Raw genomic sequence first — 19,452 nt, 5'->3', positions numbered from 1 at the left:
CGACGGTCGTGTGCCACCGGTCACGAGGCGGGCCATGACCTCTGGCACTCCCCCACGGCGGTCGGCGGACGTAGGCTCGCCCGCGTGGACGACACGGCGCTCGAACGGGTCTCGATCGCGACCGGGCTGGTCGCGAGCCTCGCCGTGGGCGTCCCCGTCGCGCTCGAGTCGTCGTTCGGCGCCGGCACGCTGGCGGGGACGGCACCGGGCTGGTGGTGGGCGGCCTACCTGGTCCACCTCGCCACCCTGCTGGGCTTCGACGTGCTGCCCGCGCGCCTGGTCCCGCTCGACGCCCGGGTGCTGCTGGCGGTGCAGGTCCTGGCCGGCCTGGTGGTCTTCGGCCTGTCGATGTCGTTCGGGTTCTCGGCCGTGCTGTTGGTCGTGTCCGCGGCCAGCGCCGCCTACGTGCTCGGCACCCGGGGCGCCGCGTGGGTGGTCGCCCTCCAGACGGGCGTCGTGGCCGTCCTGCTGGTGGCCGGCGACGTCGGCTGGACCGAAATGTTGCTGATGACCATGGTCTACGGCAGCTTCCAGGCGTTCGCGATGCTCGTGGTCACCGGGCAGGTGCGCGAGGCCGCCGCCCGCGAGCGACTGGCGGAGGTCAACACCCAGCTCGAGGCCGCCCAGGCCATGCTCGCCGCCGACAGCCGCAACGAGGAACGGCTGCGCATCGCCCGGGAACTGCACGACCTCGTCGGCCACCAGCTCACCGCGCTCACCCTCAACCTCGAGGTCGCCACCCACCAGCACGGGCCGGCCCAGCAGGCAGCCGTGGACCGGGCGCGCGGGCTCGCGAAGGAACTGCTCGGCGACGTGCGCGCTGCCGTCGGCGAACTGCGGCATCCCGCCCCGAGCGTGCGCGCGGCCGTGGAGGCGATCGCGCTGCAGGTCCCACGACCCCACGTCCACGTCGAGGTGGACGACGACGTCGCCGTCGATCCGGAACGTGCCGCGGCGCTCGTGCGCTGCCTGCAGGAGATGGTCACCAACGCGGTCCGCCACAGCGACGCGGACAACCTGTGGCTGCGGATCGAGCAGGACCCGACGGGCACCCTGACGGTCTCTGCCCGCGACGACGGTCGCGGCGCGGACCGGGTGGTGGCCGGCAACGGGTTGACCGGCATGGGCGAGCGCCTCGGCGCGCTGGGTGGCGAGCTGCAGTGGACGACCGGTCCGCAGCAGGGGTTCGCGCTCGCGGCGCGACTGCCCGCGACGGCCGCACCGTGATCCGCGTGTGCGTGGTCGACGACCAGACGTTGGTGCGCCAAGGGCTCGAGCAGCTGCTGGCGCTCGCCGAGGACGTCGAGGTCGTGGCCGAGGCGGCCGACGGGGACGCCGCGCTCGCCGCCATCGCCGAACACGCCCCCGACGTCGTGCTGCTCGACCTGCAGATGCCCGGCCGCGACGGCATCGCCACGCTGCGGGAGCTGGCCACCTGGGAGCAGTCGCCGCCGGTGCTGGTGCTCACCACGTTCGACGACGACGAGCTGGTGCTGCAGGCCCTACGTGCCGGCGCGCGGGGATACCTGCTCAAGGACGTGACGCTCGAGCAGCTGGTCGCCGCGGTGCGCGCCCTGGCCACCGGCGGCCGCCTGGTCCAGCCCGCCGTCACCGAACGGCTGCTGCACGCGCTCACCCGCGACACCCCCGCGGGCGGCGACGCGCCGCTCGTGCGCACGAACCGCTGACCGGCCGGGAGCTCGAGGTGCTGCGCCTGCTCGCGGGCGGGTTCGCCAACCGCGAGATCGCCGAGGCCCTGCACCTGGCGCCGGGCACGGTGAAGAACCACGTCAGCAGCATCCTGCTCAAGCTCGGTGTCCGCGACCGGACCCGCGCGGTGCTGCGCGCCCTCGACCTCGGGCTGCTGAGCTCGGCCCGGCCCACCGGCGGTCGGCCCACCGCCGGCTAGTCGAACTGGCAGGGACGGTCGCCCGTCGACACGGACCGCGACGGTGCACCGAGGTCGGCCCGGCGCACGCTCCGTCGAGGTGCCCGACCGGGACACCAGGACCCCACGTGAAGGACGGACGCCCCATGGCCGACGACCGCGACATCATCGACGTCCTGCAGGCCGATCACGACCAGTTCCGCCGCATGTTCGACGAGCTCGAGAACGCCGCCGGGGAACGCCGCGTCGAGCTGTTCCACGACCTCGTCGCGGCCCTCGCCAGCCACGAGGCCGCCGAGGAGGCGCTGGTGCACAAGGCCCTGCGCGACGAGGTCCCCGGCGGCGAGGAGCTCGCCGAGCAGGTGCTCGCGGAGGAGTCCCGCGGCGAGGAGCTGCTGGCCGAGGTGCAGGACGTCGAGGTCGACTCGACGGAGTTCAGCACGGCCGTCGCCCGGCTGCGCAAGGAGATCGTCGGCCACGCCGAACACGAGGAGCGCGACGAGTTCCCGCGCCTGCGCGAGCACCTCTCCGACGAGCGTCGACGCGAGCTCGGAGGACGGTTCGAGAAGCTGCGCGCGGCGGGCCCGACCCGTCCGCACCCCAACACCCCTCAGCATCCTGGCGTCCGGGCGGCCGTCGGGCCGATCGTCGGGGTGTTCGACCGTGCCCGTGACGCCGTCCGCGACGCCGGTCGCTGACCGTCCCCGGCGGCTATCCGCGACGCTGCTGCACGTGGAGCGCCTGGCGGCGCAGCGCGTGCAGCAGCTGGTCGCCGGCCAGTTGCAGGCGCTCGAGGTCCCGCAGCTCGTCCTCGAACGCGCCGTGCCCACCCGGGCGACGGGCCGCCAACGCCGCACGCAGGTCCGCGACCGTACGTTCGACCAGTTCGGCGGCCCGTTCGTCCACGCGCCCGCTCCTCGTCGTCGTCGCCGGCCCGGCGACGCTACGCGCCGACGGGTGTCCGACCGTGCCAACGACTGGCCTCACCGGGCCGCGTTGCGGGCGGCCCTCGGCGGTCACCGACCGCCACGGACTCGTCCGTGGCGTCGTCGAGCAGCCCGCAGCGGCCCGCGAGCGCGGCCGCCTCGATGCGGCTGCCGACCCCGAGCTTGCGCAGCAGGCCGGCCACCTGCCGTTTGGCGCTGCGCTCGGAGACGTGACGTTCCCGGGCCAGCTCGTCGCTGCTCGCGCCGGCCGCCACACGCCGCCACAACTGCTGCTCGTCGGCGGTCAACGCCGGGATGCCCGTCGTCGCCGGGCGGCGCGCACGCGAGACGAGCTCGCGCAACAGCTCGGCGGACATCACCTGCCAGCCCTCGGCCACGCTCAGCAGGGGTTGCACCAACGCCTCGGGGTCGCTCGACTTGGGCAGGAACCCGTCGGCGCCGGCTGCCAGGGCGGTCAGCGGTGCCTCCAGTCCCTCCACCCCGGACAGCACGAGGATGCGCAGATGCGGAAAGCGTCGTCGCAGGTCAGCGACCACGGCCAGCCCTCCCGGGTCCGGCATGGCCAGGTCGACGAGAGCGACGGTCGCGGCGTACCCGCGCACCAGTTCCGCCGCCCGGTGTGGCGCGTCCGTGGTCGCGACGACGCGCACGCGCGGGTCACCCGCCGCGTTGAGCAAGAGTTGCACGCCCCGCGCGAACAGGGCGTGGTCGTCGATGACGACGATGTCGATGGTCGGTCCCACCCGAGTCCCTTCTGCGACGACCACCGCGTGTGCCCGTCGCGTCGTGAGTCGACGTCGCCGCCGACGAGGTCGGGATGGCCGACCGCGGCCCCGCGGTCGGGTACCTGGTGGTACCCACATGGGTGAGCCGGGGGCCGATCGCCCACCGTGGCCGGCGGGACGGGCGCTGGCCGGCGCGTCCCTGGCGCTCGGCGCACTCGTCCTCGGTGGCGGCAGGTTCGCGACGCGGTTGGCACGTGCCGAACGCCACCGGCGATCGCCTGGCGCCGGTAAGACGTCGGAACCGACGGACGGGTCGGCGAGCGGGACGTCCGCGTCGAACGTCGACGATCGCGATGTCCTCGACGTGCTGGTGCACGAGTTGCGCACACCGATCTCCTCGATCGGGTCGCTGACCCGCGCGTTGGGTGACGGCGACCGGCTCGGGCCCGAGGAGCGCCGGCAGGCGCTGGAACTGGTCGCGCTGCACACCGAGCACCTGGCGGCGATGCTCGACGACGTGCGCGACTTCAGCGCCGGGCTGCGCGACCGCAGCGTCGGTCCGGGCGCCGAGCCGACCCGCCGCGCGCCGACGGCGCCGCCGCACGTGCTCGGCCCGCCGGTCGCCCGCGCCGGGCCCGTCGCGCTGCCCGAACTCGTCCTCGGAGCGGCTTCGGCCTGCGGCATCCCCGCGGCACGACTCGACGTCGTCGGAGCCGACACCACGGTGCACAGCGACGCGGTGCGGCTGCGACGGATCGTCACCAACCTGCTGGAGAACGCCGCCCGCCACGGCGCGTCCGACGCGCCCGTCGCCGTGTCGTGGGCCCTCGTCGGTGGGGAACTGCGACTGCGGGTACGCAGCCGTGTCCGCTCCGCGACCGGGACCACCACCGCCGGCGCCGGCCTGGGCATCCCCATCGTCGACGCGTTGGCGCACTCGCTCGGTGGGCGGGTCGAGCATCGCCGCAGCGCAGGGCACCACGACGCCGTGCTCTGCCTGCCGTCGGGCGAGCCGACCCCGCCGCCTCCGGTCGGCTCGCCCTGACCGGACGACCACCGGCTGACCCCGGCGGGCCACGGGTTGGCCCGCGGGCGTCTCGCGGGCGCTCCGGCGGCGCGCTTCGGTCGGTGTCCGGCGCGTCACCGCGGCGCGACCCTGGCGAGACAAGGACACGAAGCATGTTCTTCCACAAGCAGGCGTTGCAGTTCCAGGCGCAGCCCGATCGGCCCGACCCGCTGCTGGCGAAGAAGGTGCAGGAGCTGCTCGGCGGCCAGTGGGGCGAGATCTCGGTGTCCATGAGCTACCTGCTCCAGGGCTGGAGCTGCCGCATGCCCGGCAAGTACAAGGACCTGCTGCTCGACATCGGCACCGAGGAGCTCGCGCACATCGAGATCCTCTCCACGCTGATCGCGAAGCTGCTCGAGGACGCGCCGGCCGGTGAGCAGGAGCACGCGATGGCCGACGACCCGTCGCTGGCCGCCGTGATCGGCGGCATGAACCCGCAGCACGCGATCGTCGCCGGCCTCGGCCCACGGGCGGCCGACAGTGCCGGAAACCCCTGGAGCGGGGCGTTCGCCCAGGCGAGCGGCAACCTGCTGGCCGACTTCCGCTTCAACGTGACCGCCGAGTCGCAGGGCCGTCTGCAGGCCTCGCGCATCTACAAGATGACCGACGACGCCGGGGTCAAGGAGACACTGAGCTTCCTGATCGCCCGCGACACCATGCACCAGAACATGTGGCTGGCGGCCATCCAGGAGCTCGAGGCGGACATGGTCGACGGCACGCCGGTGCCGATGGACTTCCCGCAGGAGCAGGAGCACAGCCCGCACGCCTACACCTACTGGCCGCTGTCGGACGGCGGCCAGGGGGTGGAGGGTCCCTGGGCCAACGGCCCCGCTCCCGACGGCAAGGGGGAGTTCTCGGTCACCGAGCCCACGCCGGAGGGACCGGTCCCGATGCCGCCGAAGCCGGCGCCGCACCTGTTCGCCAAGGGCACCCCGGGCCCCAGCTGAGGTCCGCGCCCGGGGGGCGCGGGGGCCGACTCCCACCCGGCCCCCGGGCACCTGCCACGGTCGTCCTTCGGCGGCGCCGCCCGGCGCTGCCGCTATCGTCCTGAGCGACGGGAGCAGTGCCCGTGCTGTTCGAGTTGGTGGTCGTGCCGGCGGCCGAAGCGTTCCTCGACGTCACCGTGTTCGTGGCCTCGATGATCGGGTTGTTCGGTCTGCTGCAGTGGCGCTACGGCGACCGTCTGGCGCGCTTCCTCGCCGCCCGGTGGCGGGCCGGTCCGCTGCTGGGGGCGGTCGCGGGCGTGTTCCCCGGCTGCGGGGGCGCCGTACTGGTCATGCCGCTCTACGTCCGCGGGCAGGTCTCCTTCGGCACGGTGGTGGCGGCCCTGGTGGCGACGATGGGTGACTCGTCGTTCGTCATCCTCGCCGCCGATCCCGGCCTGGCCGTGGTGCTCCACGCCGTGCTGTTCGTCACGGGCCTCGTCTGCGGCTATGCGGTGGACGCCGTGGGCTGGTCCCCCCGCACGAGGCAGGACGCCGCCGCTCGCCTGTCGGCGCGTGCCACGACGTCGGTGTCGTCGGCGCCGCCGGTCGCGTCGGTCCCACCGGGCGCGGCGTGCTGCCGCACTCCCCTGCCCGCCCCCGACCTGCCCGCCCCCGACCTGCCCGGCCACGGCCACCACGATCGGTCCGCGACCGGTGGTGACGGGCCGGGGTCACCGCCCCCCGGCGGACCGCACGGCCTGCGACTCGGTCACCGGCTCGGCGCGCGGGCCTCCGACACGCTCGGCCCCGTGATCTACTGGCTGCTCGTCACGCTCGGCGCCCTGCTCGTCGTCCCGGTGCTGCTGCAACCCGAGGTCGACACCATCGCCGACCGGTTCGCGACCGGCCCGGCCGATCTCGGCCTGCTGGTCGGACTCGCCGGCACCGTCACGGCCGGGGTCCTGGCGTGGCGCGAGCGACGGGCCCGCCGTGACGGGCGGCCCCGCCGGGAGACCTCCGAGGTCGTCGAGGTGCTGCACGCGACCGCGTTCGAGTCGGCACGCATCGCCGTGTGGGTCACCGTGGCGTTCGTCGGCATGGCGGTGGTCGCCGAACTCGGCCTGTCGATGGTCGCGCTGGCCTCGCTGGCGGGTCTCGGCGGCGTCCTCGCCGGTGCCGCGCTCGGTCTGGTCCCCGGTTGTGCCCCGCAGATCGTGCTGACCGGCCTGTACGCCAGCGGCGGCCTGCCGCTGCCGACGCTGCTCGCCAACGCCCTGAGCCAGGACGGCGACGCGCTGCTGCCGCTGCTGCTGATGGACCGACGTTCGGCCGTCGCGGCCAGTGTCCTGACCACGGTTCCCGGCCTCCTGGTCGGTGCGCTCGCCCTGGCCGTCGGGCTCGGTGCCTGATGCTGTGCGCCTGACGAGGAGACGTACCGTGTCCGGATCCGAGGGCCGCCCGTCCGCGGGTCACGTGCCCACCGAGGGACTGACGTTCATCGGCAACGCCACGGTGCTGCTCCGGCTCGGCGGGTTCACGTTGCTGACCGACCCCAACTTCCTGCACCAGGGCGAGCACGCCAAGCTCGGCGGTGGGCTGCGCTCGCGTCGGCTGCTCGACCCCGCCATGGACATCGACGAACTGCCAGCCCTGGATCTCGTGCTGCTCTCGCACCATCACGGTGACCACTTCGACGAGGTCGCCATCGAACGGCTGGACAAGTCCCTGCCGATCGTCACCACGCCGCACGCGGCACGCAAGCTGCGCCGTCAGGGCTTTCGTCGCCCCGTCGCCCTGCGGACCTGGCAGATCCACCGGCTGACCCGCGACGACACCACCCTGACCATCACCTCGCTGCCGGGCAAGCACGCCCCCGACCCGCTGGCCAAGGTGCTCCCGCCGGTGATGGGGAGCCTGCTCGAGTACACCTCGCCGGGTCGACGGCCGCTCCGTTGCTACGTCACCGGCGACACCTTGCTGCACGAGCGCCTGCACGAGATCCCGCGCCGGTTCCCGGACGTCGACCTGGCGATCGTCCACCTCGGAGGGACGCGCATCGCCGGCATCCTGCTCACGATGGACGCGACCCAGGGACGGCAACTGCTGCAACTGGTCCGTCCGCGGACGGCCGTCCCGGTCCACTACGACGACTACACGGTCTTCCGCTCGCCCCTGTCGGACTTTCGCACCGCCGTCGACGACGCGTCGCTCGACACCGAGGTGGTCTACCTGGGGCGGGGGAACACGTTGCCGCTCTCGCTGCTCGAGGAGGAACTGTGATACGACGACGCCCGACCACCACCCTGGCCGCCCTGGCTCTCGCTGCCGGCGCGACCCTGACCGGCTGCGGCGACGCCGACCTCGACGCGGACACCGACGCGCCGGTCGAGACCGACGACCCGGCCGACATGGTCGACCCGCCAGGCGAGGACGACGACACCGAATCCACCTGGCAGGAGGATCCCGGCACGGAGCGCTGAGCCGCTCGCGCCCTCCCCGCACCTTCCGTAGCGACCTGGAGCACCATGGACACCGGCCTCAACCTCGACGTCATCGCCACCGCACACCAGTTCCTGGGGTACCTCGTGGCTCTGGTCGTGCTGACCGCGGCGATCGCGGGATTCGTCGTCGACCGCGACCGCCCCTTCGCCGCCCGCAACTTCGTGCTGCCGGCGGTGCTGATCGACATCCAGATCCTCGGCGGCCTCGCCATCTTCGTGCTCGGTCGGTACTGGGAGCACCCGTCGTTTTTGGTGTCGATGCTGCATCCGTTGCTGGCGCTGGCGGCGCTCGTGGTCGCCCACGTCGCGATCGGGCGCGCACGCAAGGCCGACGTGGCCGTGCAGGCCAGACGCACCGCGGCCGGCGGGCTGGTCGTCGCCCTGGTGCTCGTGTTCGGTGCCATCGGTGTCGTCAGTGCGGGGATCCGCGGCGTCGGGGCCTGAGGGCCGCTCCGGGTCTACGCTCGCGTGGTCGCGGAGGAGGTCGACGTGGCATGGTCGGGGCCGCCGGCGTACGCGTGGGACTGGTTCGCACGCCAGCGGCTGTTGTGGCGCGAGACCCGCAGCCGACTCGCGGTGGCCGGTGAGCCGGCGACCGCGCGCCGCTACGCGTCGGTCGAGACCCGCACCGACGTCGTCCCCATGCTGCGCGCCGACTATCCCCGCGACCCGCTCGTGCGCGACGTCGTGAACATCGTCGTCGCCGAGCTGGCGTTCCTCGACCGGATCGACGGTCGGTTCGAGGACCTCGGGCTGCGCAATCCGCCCCGAGGACTGCGGTGGTGGTGGTCAGCGCTCACCGGTGAGGAACCGCAGGCGCCCGCCGCCGCGCCGCCCGACCCGCCGGTGCAGCTCGCGCTCGACGAGGTCCTGCGCGGCTACGGCGACCCACCGTCGCCCTGAGCCGTCCCGTCAGCGTGGCCTCGCAGTCGGTGACGGCACGAACGTCGACGGTGCCGGGACGGATGGGCCGGGTCGACGCCGTCACGGACACGCGGGCGCTGGCACGCTGGGGACATGACTCGACGCCAACGTTCCCTCGGGCCCTCCCTCGGACTCCCGGGCGTGCGCGCGCTGGTGCGCTGGCAGCTCGGGCGACTGTTCGGCCCGCCGCCGTTCGATCCGGCCACCGGCGCGGGCGACCCGGGGCTGTGCGGCCCCGGTTCGGCGTCGTGGCAGGTGATCGGGGAACCGGCCGCGATCGCCGGCGGCCTCCGGGCCCTGCTGCTGCAGGTGGCGCACCCGCTGGCCATGGCCGGCGTCGCCGACCACTCCGCCTTCCGGACCGACCCGCTCGGCCGGTTGCACCGCACCTCGGCGTACGTCACCGCCTCGACGTTCGGCTCGACGCCGGAGGCGTTGCGGGTCGCCCGACAGGTCCGTCGGGTCCATCCGCACGTGCACGGCACCGCGCCCGACGGCCGCCGTTACCGGGCGGACGACCCGCGACTGCTCACCTGGGTGGGCATCGCCCTCACCTCCTCGTTCCTGGTCGCCGACCGGGCGTGGTCGCCGCGCCCGCTCGGACCGGAGCGGCGCGACGCGTTCGTTCTCCAACAGTCGCGCATCGCTGCCCTGCTCGACCCCGCCGTCGACGTCGACGGGCTGCTCGCCGACGAACGAGCGCAGGCCGAGCTGCGGGCGGGCCGGGTGGCACTGCCGCTGCTCGACGACGGTGTCCTGCCCCGCACGGAGGACGAACTCGACGCTGCGCTCGCCGACTTCGCCCCGGAGCTCGGTGTCAACGAGCAGGGGCGCTCGGCACTGCGGTTCCTGCGCTGGCCACCGCTGCCCGCCTCGGTCCGCGGGGCCTACCTCGTGCTGTACGCCGGTGCGATCGGCTCGCTCGAGCCGCACGAACGCCGCGCCCTGGAACTGGACCTTCCGCGCACCGCCGCCCGGGCCGCGGTGCTGCAGGCCCGCGTCGCACTGACCGCGTTGCGGGCGGCCACCGGCCCCTCGCCCAGCGTCGAGGCCGCCACCCGACGTGCCGACGGCGCGAGGGGCACCGGTGCCCCCGAGAGCGATAGCGTGGCCTCCTGACGCTCGGGAGGACGTCGCCTTGGCCACCGCCATCCGGACCTGCGCGCTGTGCGAGGCGACCTGCGGCCTGCGACTGACGCTCGACGGGAACACGGTCGTCCGGGTCGTCGGCGACGAACACGACGTGTTCAGCGCCGGCTACCTGTGCCCCAAGGGGGCCCTGATCGGCGAGGTCCACGCCGACCCCGACCGGCTCACCCGTCCCCGGGTGCGGCGCGACGGCGGCTGGGTCGAGGTCGACTGGGAGGAGGCCTTCGACGAGATCGGCCGACGGTTGGCGCCGATCCTCACCGAGCACGGTCGCGACGCCGTCGGTGTCTACCTCGGCAACCCCAACGTGCACAATCTCGCCGGTCAGCTCTACGTGCGACCGCTGCTCAAGGCGCTGGGCACGCGGCAGGTGTTCTCGGCCTCGAGCGTCGACCAGCTGCCCAAACACCTGTCCTGCGGCGCGATGTTCGGCGACCCGCTGGCCGTGCCGGTCCCCGACATCGACCGCACCGACCTGCTGGTCGTCCTCGGCGGCAACCCCCGGGTCAGCAACGGCTCGCTGTGGACCGCCCCGAACCTGCCTGGCCGGCTCGATGCGCTACGGCGGCGCGGGGGCAGGCTCGTGGTCGTCGATCCCCGCCGCACCCGCACGGCGGCGCGCGCCGATCGGCACCTGGCCGTCCGCCCCGGCACCGATGCGCTGCTGCTCGCCGCCGTCGCGAACGTGCTGCTGGCCGAGGGACTGGTCGACGGCGAGGTCCTGAACTCCCCGCGTGTGACCGGACTGGATGCCCTGCGCGGACGACTGTCGCCGTTCACCCCGCAGGTGGTGTCACCACGCGTCGGCATCCCGGCGGAGGCCGTCCGCGAGCTGGCGAGGGAGCTGGCCGCCGCGGGGCGGGCCTGCGTGTACGGGCGGTTGGGCACCACCACGGTCCGTCACGGCACCGTGACCAGCTGGCTGGTCGACGTCGTGAACCTGCTCACCGGCAACCTCGACCGCCCGGGCGGCGCGATGTTCGCCGCCCCCGCACACCACCGGCCGACGCGGCGGCCGTTCACCGCCGGCCGTTGGCGCAGCCGCGTCCGCGGCCTGCCCGAGGTGATCGGCGAGCTGCCCGTCGCCACGCTCGCCGACGAGATCGAGACCCCCGGCGACGGGCAACTGCGGGCCCTGTTCGTGCTCGCCGGCAACCCGGTGATCTCCTCGCCCGACGCGGGCCGGCTCGACGCCGCCATCGCCGGCCTCGATCTGGTCGTGGCCGTCGACACCCACGTCACCGCGACCGCCCGGCACGCCACGGTGCTCCTGCCGCCGCCGTCGGTGCTCGAACGCTCCCACTACGACCTCACCTTCACCGGTTTCGCCGTGCGCAACGTCGCCAACTACTCCCCCGCCACCTTCGCGCCACCGGCGGGCCAGCTCGACGAGTGGCAGATCCTGCTCGGCCTCGCCGCCGTGGTCCTGGGCCAGCGGCCACCGCTCGACCTCGCGGCCGCCGACGCCTTCGTGGCCCACCAGCTCGCCGAGCAGCTGGTGACCGATCCGTCGGCGCGCGTCGCGCAGCGCGACCCGCAGGCGCTGCTCGCCGCGGTCGGTGACCGCGTCGGTCCCGAGCGGCTGCTCGACCTGCTCCTGCGAGCCGGCCGTTCCGGTGACGGCTTCGGACAGGATCCGGACGGCCTGACCCTGGCGGATCTCGAGGCCGCCCCGCACGGCGTCGACCTCGGGCCGCTCCAGCCGCGACTCGACGAGGTCGTCAACACCGCGTCCGGACGCGTCGAGGTGCTGCCCGACCTCCTCGTGCCCGGGATCGAAGCCCTGGCCGACGAACTCGCGGCACCGTCGACCGACGGTCTGGTCCTGATCGGGCGACGGCACCTGCGCACCAACAACTCCTGGTCCCACAACGTCGCCGGGCTCCGCGGCGGGTCGCTGTGCACCCTGCAGGTGTCGCCGGCCGACGCCGCCCGCGAGGGACTGGTCGACGGCGGCCGGGCGACGGTGCGTTCGCGGGTCGGCGAGCTCGTGGCGCGCGTCGAGGTCACCGACGACCTGCGCGAGGGGGTCGTGAGCCTGCCGCACGGCTTCGGCTCCGACCTCGACGGCGTGGAGCTGACCGAGGCCCGCCGTGGCAACGGCGTCAACAGCAACCTGCTGACCGACGCCGCCGAGCTCGACGTGCTGTCGGGCACCGCCGTGCTCAACGGCATCCCCGTCGACGTCACGCCCGCGACGGACGACACCCCGAGCGCGGGCGCCACACCGGCGACGGGACGGGGCCACGAGCGTCGGGCGCCCGTGCGCAGCTGACCGCCGGCCGGACGGCGCCATCGGCCACCGCCGTTCCCGGCCGTCGGGGGGCAGGCTCGCGGCCCGACGACCAGAGGCTGCCCATGTCCGCCCCACCGACGGGGACGCCGGTCCCCGCTCTGCCCGACCAGGTCGACGTCGTCGTGGTCGGCGGCGGTCCCGCCGGCGCGTCCGCCGCGACGTGGCTCGGTCGCTACCGGCGGCGGACCCTGCTCGTGGACGCCGGTGAGCCGCGCAACCGGTGGGTGGACCAGGTCAACGGGATCCCGGGGCTCGACCCGATCCCCCCCGACGACCTGCAGCAGCGCCTGCGACAGGGACTCACCCGCTACCCGCACGTGACCCGCCTCGAGGGCCGGGTCGTCGAACTCGTCGGCGACCCCGACGCGAAGGACGACTGTCGGTTCGTCGCGACGCTCGACGACGGTCGGCAGGTGGCGACCCGCCGGGTGGTGCTGGCCACCGGTGTCCGTGACGCGTTCCCCGCACTGGAACGCTTCGAGGAGCACTACGGCGCCGACGTCTTCCACTGCCCGAGCTGCGAGGGGTTCGACGCGCGGGACAAGCCCGTCGTCGTGCTCGGCTGGGGGCCGCACGTGCCGGCGTTCGCCTCCGAGCTGCTCGACTGGGCCAGCTCGGTCACCATCGTCACCGACGGGCCCTCGCCGCAGGTCTCGGCCGAGCAGCTCGACGCCTGCACCCGGCTGGGCATGGACTTCGTGACCGACGACCCCGCCGAGGAACTGCTCGGCACCCGCGGGTCCCTGCAGGGCGTCCGCCTCGCCAGCGGCCGCGTGGTGGCCGCCGGCATGGTGTTCTTCTCGATCGCCCACGACGCCGACCTGTCGCTGGCGAGCTCACTCGGCTGCGAGGTCGATGCCGAGGGGGTGCTGGTCGCCGACGCCGAGGGACAGACCACCGTTCCGGGCGTCTACGCCGCCGGGGACGTCACGCACGGCATGCAGTTGGTCGCGGTCGCGATCGGCAAGGGCACCACCGCCGGGGTCGCGTGTGCGAAGTCGCTCCACGGTGACACGACCTCGCCCGAGTCGCCGAGCTCGGCACCCGACGCCTCCCCGTTGGTGCCCGCCGATCAGGACGACGAGGAGCCCGACGTCACCCCACGCGCCTGACACCGGCGGCCGTGAGCTGGACAGCCGGGTCGTGAACGGCTGCACTGCCACCACCCTCCACCGAGCCCGAGGACGTCCCGCCGTGAACGATGCCGCACCAGCTCCGAGCTCCGTCGACGTCGACCGGTCCGGTGAGCAGTGGTGGAAGACGGCGGTCGTCTACCAGGTCTACCCACGCAGCTTCGCCGACAGCGACGGCGACGGCGTCGGTGACCTGGCCGGGATCACCTCGCGCCTGGACTACCTCGCGCAGCTCGGTGTCGACGTGCTGTGGCTCTCGCCGGTCTATCCCTCCCCGCAGGACGACAACGGCTACGACGTCGCCGACTACACCGACATCGATCCGACCTTCGGGACCCTCGCCGACCTCGACGACCTCGTCGAGGGGTTGCACGCGCGGGGGATGAAGCTCGTGATGGACCTGGTGTTCAACCACAGCTCCGACGAGCACCCCTGGTTCGTGGCCTCGCGATCGAGCGTCGAGGACCCCAAGCGGGACTGGTACTGGTGGCGGCCCGGCCGTGACGGGATGGCGCCGGGGACGCCGGGCGCCGAGCCCAACAACTGGGGCAGCTTCTTCTCCGGTCCGGCGTGGGCGTTCGACGAAGCCACCGGCGAGTACTACCTGCACCTGTTCTCCCGCAAGCAGCCCGACCTCAACTGGGAGAACCCGGCGGTCCGCGCCGCCCTGTACGACGTGATGCGCTTCTGGCTCGACCGCGGCGTGGACGGCTTCCGCATGGACGTCGTGAACTTCGTCTCCAAGGACACCGCGCTGCCCGACGGCATCGTGCATCCGGGTGGTCGGTACGGCGACGGCTCGCCGTACTTCTTCTCCGGTCCGCGCATCCACGAGTTCCTGCACGAGCTGCACCGCGAGGTCATCGCCCCGCACGACCGGCCGACGATGGTGGTGGGCGAGATGCCCGGCGTCACGCTCGAAGAGGCCCGGCGCTTCACCGATCCGGCCCGGCGCGAGATCGACATGGTGTTCCAGTTCGAGCACGTGCAGCTCGACCACGAGGCGTCGAAGTGGGACGCGATCCCACTGGACCTGCGCGAGCTGAAGGCCTCGCTGGCACGCTGGCAGGTCGGGCTCGCCGACCGCGGCTGGAACAGCCTCTACTGGAACAACCACGACCAGCCACGGGCGGTGTCGCGATTCGCCGACGACGGCGACCACCGCGTCCCGGCCGCCAAGATGCTGGGCACGGTCCTGCACCTGCACCGGGGGACGCCCTACGTCTACCAGGGAGAGGAACTGGGGCTGACCAACACCTCGTTCGACCGCATCGAGGACTTCCGTGACATCGAGTCGGTCAACCACTACGCCGAGGCCGTCGCCGACGGCGCCGACCCCGAGCGGATCCTGGCGCAGCTGCGGGAACGCAGCCGGGACAACGCGCGCACACCGATGCCGTGGGACGACGGGCCACAGGCCGGGTTCACGACCGGTGAGCCGTGGATCGCACCCAACCCCACCTTCGCGACCATCAACGCGCGCGCGGCGGTCGACGATCCCGACTCGGTCTTCCACCACTACCGGCGGCTGATCGAACTGCGCCACACCGAACCGGTGGTGGTGCACGGCGACTTCACGCTGCTGCTGCCCGACGACGCGCACCTGTACGTCTTCACCCGACGCCTCGACGACGTCGAACTGCTCGTCCTGGGCAATTTCTCCGGCCAACCACGCGACGTGCCGCTGGAGGACGCCCGGCGGTGGCGCGACGCCGAGGTGCTGGTGGGCGAGCCGGGCACGCCCGACCAGCTGCATCTCGGACCGTGGGAAGGTCGCGTCCTGCGTCGCGCCGGCTGAGCACCGCCGCTCCCCACCCGTGGACCACCGTCGACGGCGTGCCCGACCGGCCACCGTGGCCAGCGGTGCCGACGGACCCGCGGGTTACGGTCGACACGACGACGAGCGCGAAAGGCGACGCGTGCGCACACGTCCCTGGATCGCAGCCGCAGCAACCCTCGGGCTGCTGTTGACCGGCTGCGACGAGCCCGGATCACCGCCCGCCGACGAAGTCCACGACGATCAGCAGATGCCACCCGACGAGGCCGGCGACGAGGTCACCGACCGCCCGGCCGAAGCGGACGACCCCGCCGGCTGACCGGTCGTAGCGGCCGTCGCAACGCCTCGGGCGGCCCGACCGAGCCGGAGATCCGGTCGGTCGGGCGCCCGTCGGTGTGGCGGTGTCCTACAGCGTCGCTGCCAGGTCGTTCAGGGCATCCGCCAGCCGCTGCTGGTCAGCCCCCTTGAGCTGCTTCGCCGCGTTCTGCAGCTGCGAGACGGCCGCACGACGCTGCGGGCCGGTCGAGAACGACTCCGCCCGGTCGATGAAGCCCTGGACCTGCTTGAGCGTGTTCGGGGCGATGCCCTCGGCACGCACCAGCTGGTCCAGCGTCGCCCGCACCACCGGGAAGCTCGGCTCCCACGTGATCTGGCGCATCGACATCGCGTTGTGCTCGTCGAGGCGCACGGTGTCGGCGGCCGCGATCTCGTTGGCCGTCAGGTCCTCGGTCGGCACCAGGTCGAGCAGGTCGAGGCCGCGGGCGATCTCCCCACCGACGATCGATCCGTTGTACCAGTAGCCGCTCCAGAACCCACCGAGCACGGTGCTGGTCGTGCTGATCGGACCGCGGTCGAAGTAGCCGATCTCGACCGGGTTGTGCGGGTCGGTCCAGTCGAACATCGAGATGCCACCCTGGTACCAGGCCTGCACGATGATGTCGCGGCCGGGGACCGGGACGATGTTGGCCTGGTGGGCGACGCAGTTCTCGGTGTTGGTCTGCGCCACCGGCAGCTTGTAGTAGCTCGCGAACTCGAGCTTCTTGCCGTCGGCGGTGTCGACGATCTCGAACAGGGCGTTGGCGCCCCACTCGAGGCGGTGCTGGGCGACGCAGCGGGCGCCGGTGCCGCCGCCCCACTCGTCGGTGAACATCACCTTGCTGCCGTCGTTGCTGAAGTTCGCCGAGTGCCAGTAGGCGAAGTTCTCGTCGGCGACCGCGTCGATGCGGGTCGGGTTGGCCGGGTCGGAGATGTCGAACAGGGTGCCGTTGCCCTGGCAGGCGCCGGCGGCCAGGCCGATCTCCGGGTAGGCCGTGATGTCGTGGCAGGTGGTGCTGTTGGGGCTCGGCGAGTAGCCGTTGCCGGCCGGGAAGCAGCTGTTGGTGTCCGAGCACGGGTGGCCGGACCGGGTCGGGCCGTTCTGCAGGCCGTTCACGGCGCCGGTCTCGTAGTCCTGGAACAGCCGGGCCTCGTTGACGACCTCGGCGGCGGCCGGGTTGTCCACGGGGACCTTGATGACCTCGATCATCCACTGCGACGGGTTGTCGGCGTTGACCGAGGTCTGACCGCAACGACCGTCACGGAAGCCCTCGGGCGTGTGGACCGCCTCGCCCGCGTGACGCTGACCCGAGGTGCCGTTGTTGTAGATGTAGACGTGGTCGGGGTCGTTGGGGTCCTCGACCAACCGGTTGGTGTGCGAACCGCGACAGGTTTGCACGACCGCGACCTGCTTCGGGTCGTCGATGTTCGAGATGTCCCAGATCCGCACGCCACGGGCACGGTCCGGGTTCGGGGTGAACGACGAGCCGGCACCCTGGGTGCCACAGTCGACGCGCCCGGACGCCTCCTCGACGGAGGTGAACAGCAGGTTGCCGTGCACGTTGGCGTCACCCTGGCCACCGGGGCAGAGCACCTCGGTGCGCAGCGTCGGGTTCGACGGGTCCGAGATGTCGAAGATCTGGAAGCCCTGCCAGTTGCCGTGGATCGCGTAGTCGCCCGTGAAGGCGAGGTCCGAGTTCGCGAACGCGAACTGCCCGATGTTGTTCGGGTTGAAGAAGTTGCTGTCGCGCTTGTCGAACCGTCCTCGGTGCTCGAGACCGAGGCTGGCCTCTTCGGCGTCGTCGAAGCCGGGCGCCAACCCGGCACGCGGGTCGTCGGTCGACGGCAACTGGGCGAACGCCGCAGTCGGCATCGCGGCGGCGAGCATCGCCACGGACGCCAGGACGGCGAACGATCGGCGACCGGTACGTGAACTCCGCCGCGCGCGGCGGATCGGTGACTTCATGGTGGTTCCACCCTCTCGTCGTCCTCCCCCGCGGGCCGCTCCCATACGGCCGCTGGCGACGCCTGCTGCTCTCGTCACCGGAGGGAGAGGTCGCTGACGCTAGTGCCGCGGTTCCGCGCCGGAACCGCTGTCTCCGCCAACGCGCGCATCCCGGCCGTTCGGCCACCGATCGCGTGCGTGATGACGCCGGCTCGGCGTCCGAGCCCACGGATCAGGCGTCCGACGCCGCCGGGCGGGTGGAACGGCCGACGGCGCGCACCGCCCGGTGTGCCTGTCGGGCGAGATACCAGGCGCCGACGCCGGCTCCCGTCCAGGTCACGCCGTACCGGAGCACCCCGCCGACGTGGGGGACGTCGGGCAGCAGGTACCAGCCGATGCCCGACACCGTCACCGCCAGGGCCATCGCCACCTCGGGGACCCGGCGCAGGCGCGGGCGCACCCGGGCCCGCACCCCGGCTGCGGGGAGGGACACCCGATCCCAACGGACGAACGCGCCGTAGGCGAGCAGGTTGCCGACGAAGGCGATGTCGAGGGTGAGCAACACGCCGAGATGGAACAGGGCGAGTCCGGCGAGCACGAGTCGGAACAGCGGCCACCACAGCACGCTGACGATCAGGACGCCCTCGAGGCCGACGGTGAGCCAGTCGACCACCTCCCACAGCACCGGCACGTCGAGTTGGACCAACCGCGCCCCCAGGACGGTGTCGACCTGGCGGACCTGCTGGTCGATGAGCAGCTGCGACCAGACCGCGTGGCTGTCGGGCGAGAGCCAACCGCCCCTGGCCTTGGGCAGGGCGGCCGTCGCCATCGCGATGCCGACGGTGAGGGCGTACGCACGCAGCACCCAGTGGCGGACCGTCCGGCTGGCGCGCTCGCGCGCAGCGTCGACCGACCAGGCACCGTCCCAGCCCGCGAAGGCCAGGAATGCCGGTAGCAGGAAGAACAGGATCGCGTGATCGATCTTGCCCAGCGAGTAGGTGAAGCCGTGCCCGAGAACCAGTACGGCCGTGACGACCAGACTCGCCGGACGGGTACGCCACCCCACCAGCACGGCCATCAGCGCGACCGCGAGCAGCAGCTCCAGGCCGGTCAGGACCGCCGACGGTGGGAAGCCGTCGAACAGCGTCATCAGGCCCGGCGGCGGGGCGTACAGAGCGTCGGGGAAGGACGACGCCCACGCGAAGTTCGGCAGTCGCAACAGCGCGTACGTGGCGAACAGCACCCGGAACCGGCCGAGGCCCTCGAGCGTGAAGTCGCCGCGGGCGACCCAGCGATCGAACGTCTCCAGCGCCGTCCCCAGCCCTCCCGTCATGACGGGAAGTCGTAGGTGCGCCGGGCATCGATGGCGACGGGTCTGGGTTCCGGGTCGCCGAACCCCTGCTCGGAACGCACCCAGGCGATCTCGGCGTGCGTCGGTGTCCGTCCCCCGCCGAGCTCGGCCAGTCGGTCGCGCAGCCAGGCCCGCGTCTGGGCGGCCTCGGCGCGTTCGTCGTCACGGAAGGCGTGGTCGAACACCGCGATCCGGGCCACCCCGGCCGCCGCCATGACCTCCACGTGGTCGTAGTGGCCGACGCTGCCGTCGGCGTAGTCGACGGTCACCCTCGGCGTGGTGGTGACGACGACGTCGCCGTCGGCCGGCGCCGAGGCGAACGAGGGCTGGTACAGCGCCGGGTACGGCTCGGCGAGCACCCGGGTGATCAGCATCTGCGTCGGTGCGGCGATCAGCAGGACCGCGAACAGCAGCCGAGGGGTGCCGACACGGGCGGGTCCCGTTGCGCGCATTCGCTCACACCTTCGGTCGCGGCGAGGACGCGTTGCGTGAAGCCGCCGCCTCGCACG

General features: G+C 73.0%; 19 protein-coding genes and 1 pseudogene. 15 read left to right on the top strand and 5 right to left on the bottom strand.

Going from position 1 to position 19,452, the window contains the following annotated elements; translation table 11 throughout:
- Positions 1-84: 84 nt before the first annotated feature.
- The 3 genes and pseudogenes from ELR47_RS08320 to ELR47_RS08310 all read left to right on the top strand — a co-directional run bounded on the left by ELR47_RS08320 (position 85) and on the right by ELR47_RS08310 (position 2,586).
- Positions 85-1,227, top strand: coding sequence for a sensor histidine kinase (locus ELR47_RS08320; protein ID WP_130649476.1), 1,143 nt, complete (start codon positions 85-87; stop codon positions 1,225-1,227).
- Positions 1,224-1,909: pseudogene (locus ELR47_RS08315) on the top strand (response regulator). Before ELR47_RS08320 ends, ELR47_RS08315 begins: the two are co-directional and overlap by 4 nt.
- Before the next feature lie 125 nt (positions 1,910-2,034).
- Positions 2,035-2,586 carry a hemerythrin domain-containing protein gene (locus ELR47_RS08310; protein ID WP_130649475.1) on the top strand — a complete coding sequence of 184 codons (552 nt, stop codon included), beginning with the start codon at positions 2,035-2,037 and terminating at the stop codon, positions 2,584-2,586.
- Positions 2,587-2,599: 13 nt separating this feature from the next.
- On the opposite strand, the gene ELR47_RS08305 is transcribed toward ELR47_RS08310, so the two are convergent.
- Both ELR47_RS08305 and ELR47_RS08300 read right to left on the bottom strand, forming a co-directional pair.
- Positions 2,600-2,794, bottom strand: a complete 195-nt coding sequence (locus ELR47_RS08305) for a hypothetical protein (RefSeq protein WP_130649474.1) — start codon at positions 2,792-2,794, stop codon at positions 2,600-2,602.
- Positions 2,795-2,831: 37 nt separating this feature from the next.
- Positions 2,832-3,578 (bottom strand): response regulator, encoded by a 747-nt coding sequence (locus ELR47_RS08300; RefSeq protein ID WP_205745519.1) that lies wholly within the window; start codon positions 3,576-3,578, stop codon positions 2,832-2,834.
- Here ELR47_RS08300 and ELR47_RS18290 point away from each other — a divergent pair.
- The 12 genes from ELR47_RS18290 (at position 3,550) to ELR47_RS18285 (ending at position 15,651) form a co-directional block, all read left to right on the top strand.
- Complete coding sequence (locus tag ELR47_RS18290; protein ID WP_130649472.1) at positions 3,550-4,605, top strand: histidine kinase dimerization/phospho-acceptor domain-containing protein; 1,056 nt, start codon at positions 3,550-3,552, stop codon at positions 4,603-4,605. The two genes, ELR47_RS08300 and ELR47_RS18290, sit on opposite strands and share 29 nt — an antisense overlap.
- A 134-nt stretch (positions 4,606-4,739) precedes the next feature.
- Positions 4,740-5,573 carry a manganese catalase gene (locus ELR47_RS08290; protein ID WP_130649471.1) on the top strand — a complete coding sequence of 278 codons (834 nt, stop codon included), beginning with the start codon at positions 4,740-4,742 and terminating at the stop codon, positions 5,571-5,573.
- A 122-nt stretch (positions 5,574-5,695) separates the two neighbouring features.
- Positions 5,696-6,961 carry a putative manganese transporter gene (locus ELR47_RS08285; RefSeq protein ID WP_165403949.1) on the top strand — a complete coding sequence of 422 codons (1,266 nt, stop codon included), beginning with the start codon at positions 5,696-5,698 and terminating at the stop codon, positions 6,959-6,961.
- A gap of 28 nt (positions 6,962-6,989) precedes the next feature.
- Positions 6,990-7,832, top strand: coding sequence for an MBL fold metallo-hydrolase (locus tag ELR47_RS08280; RefSeq protein WP_205745518.1), 843 nt, complete (start codon positions 6,990-6,992; stop codon positions 7,830-7,832).
- Positions 7,829-8,032, top strand: a complete 204-nt coding sequence (locus ELR47_RS08275; protein ID WP_130649469.1) for a hypothetical protein — start codon at positions 7,829-7,831, stop codon at positions 8,030-8,032. The genes ELR47_RS08280 and ELR47_RS08275 overlap by 4 nt, the downstream gene beginning before the upstream one ends.
- A 45-nt stretch (positions 8,033-8,077) precedes the next feature.
- A complete protein-coding gene (locus tag ELR47_RS08270) occupies positions 8,078-8,497 on the top strand; it encodes a hypothetical protein (RefSeq protein ID WP_130649468.1) in 420 nt (139 codons plus the stop codon).
- Between the two features lie 45 nt (positions 8,498-8,542).
- Positions 8,543-8,956, top strand: a complete 414-nt coding sequence (locus ELR47_RS08265; protein ID WP_130649467.1) for a hypothetical protein — start codon at positions 8,543-8,545, stop codon at positions 8,954-8,956.
- A 162-nt stretch (positions 8,957-9,118) separates the two neighbouring features.
- Positions 9,119-10,096: an oxygenase MpaB family protein gene (locus tag ELR47_RS08260; protein WP_165403948.1), complete on the top strand. Its 978-nt coding sequence runs from the start codon at positions 9,119-9,121 to the stop codon at positions 10,094-10,096.
- 19 nt (positions 10,097-10,115) lie between these two features.
- Positions 10,116-12,401 carry a molybdopterin-dependent oxidoreductase gene (locus ELR47_RS08255; RefSeq protein WP_130649465.1) on the top strand — a complete coding sequence of 762 codons (2,286 nt, stop codon included), beginning with the start codon at positions 10,116-10,118 and terminating at the stop codon, positions 12,399-12,401.
- Between the two features lie 83 nt (positions 12,402-12,484).
- Positions 12,485-13,534: an NAD(P)/FAD-dependent oxidoreductase gene (locus ELR47_RS08250; protein ID WP_130649464.1), complete on the top strand. Its 1,050-nt coding sequence runs from the start codon at positions 12,485-12,487 to the stop codon at positions 13,532-13,534.
- A gap of 82 nt (positions 13,535-13,616) precedes the next feature.
- Positions 13,617-15,353 carry a glycoside hydrolase family 13 protein gene (locus tag ELR47_RS08245; RefSeq protein WP_130649463.1) on the top strand — a complete coding sequence of 579 codons (1,737 nt, stop codon included), beginning with the start codon at positions 13,617-13,619 and terminating at the stop codon, positions 15,351-15,353.
- A 121-nt stretch (positions 15,354-15,474) separates the two neighbouring features.
- Positions 15,475-15,651 carry a hypothetical protein gene (locus ELR47_RS18285; RefSeq protein ID WP_165403947.1) on the top strand — a complete coding sequence of 59 codons (177 nt, stop codon included), beginning with the start codon at positions 15,475-15,477 and terminating at the stop codon, positions 15,649-15,651.
- Positions 15,652-15,738: 87 nt separating this feature from the next.
- On the opposite strand, the gene ELR47_RS08240 is transcribed toward ELR47_RS18285, so the two are convergent.
- The 3 genes from ELR47_RS08240 to ELR47_RS08230 form a co-directional block, all read right to left on the bottom strand.
- Positions 15,739-17,613, bottom strand: coding sequence for an LVIVD repeat-containing protein (locus ELR47_RS08240; RefSeq protein ID WP_130649462.1), 1,875 nt, complete (start codon positions 17,611-17,613; stop codon positions 15,739-15,741).
- A 211-nt stretch (positions 17,614-17,824) separates the two neighbouring features.
- On the bottom strand, positions 17,825-18,925 hold the full coding sequence (locus tag ELR47_RS08235) for an HTTM domain-containing protein (protein ID WP_130649461.1): 1,101 nt from the start codon (positions 18,923-18,925) through the stop codon (positions 17,825-17,827).
- Positions 18,922-19,395: a hypothetical protein gene (locus ELR47_RS08230; protein ID WP_130649460.1), complete on the bottom strand. Its 474-nt coding sequence runs from the start codon at positions 19,393-19,395 to the stop codon at positions 18,922-18,924. Before ELR47_RS08230 ends, ELR47_RS08235 begins: the two co-directional genes overlap by 4 nt.
- Positions 19,396-19,452: the final 57 nt, after the last annotated feature.

Source organism: Egicoccus halophilus, from assembly GCF_004300825.1.
Lineage (GTDB): Bacteria > Actinomycetota > Nitriliruptoria > Nitriliruptorales > Nitriliruptoraceae > Egicoccus > Egicoccus halophilus.
Note: the sequence above shows the minus strand (reverse complement) of the source record. Positions and strands in the feature narration are given on the sequence as shown.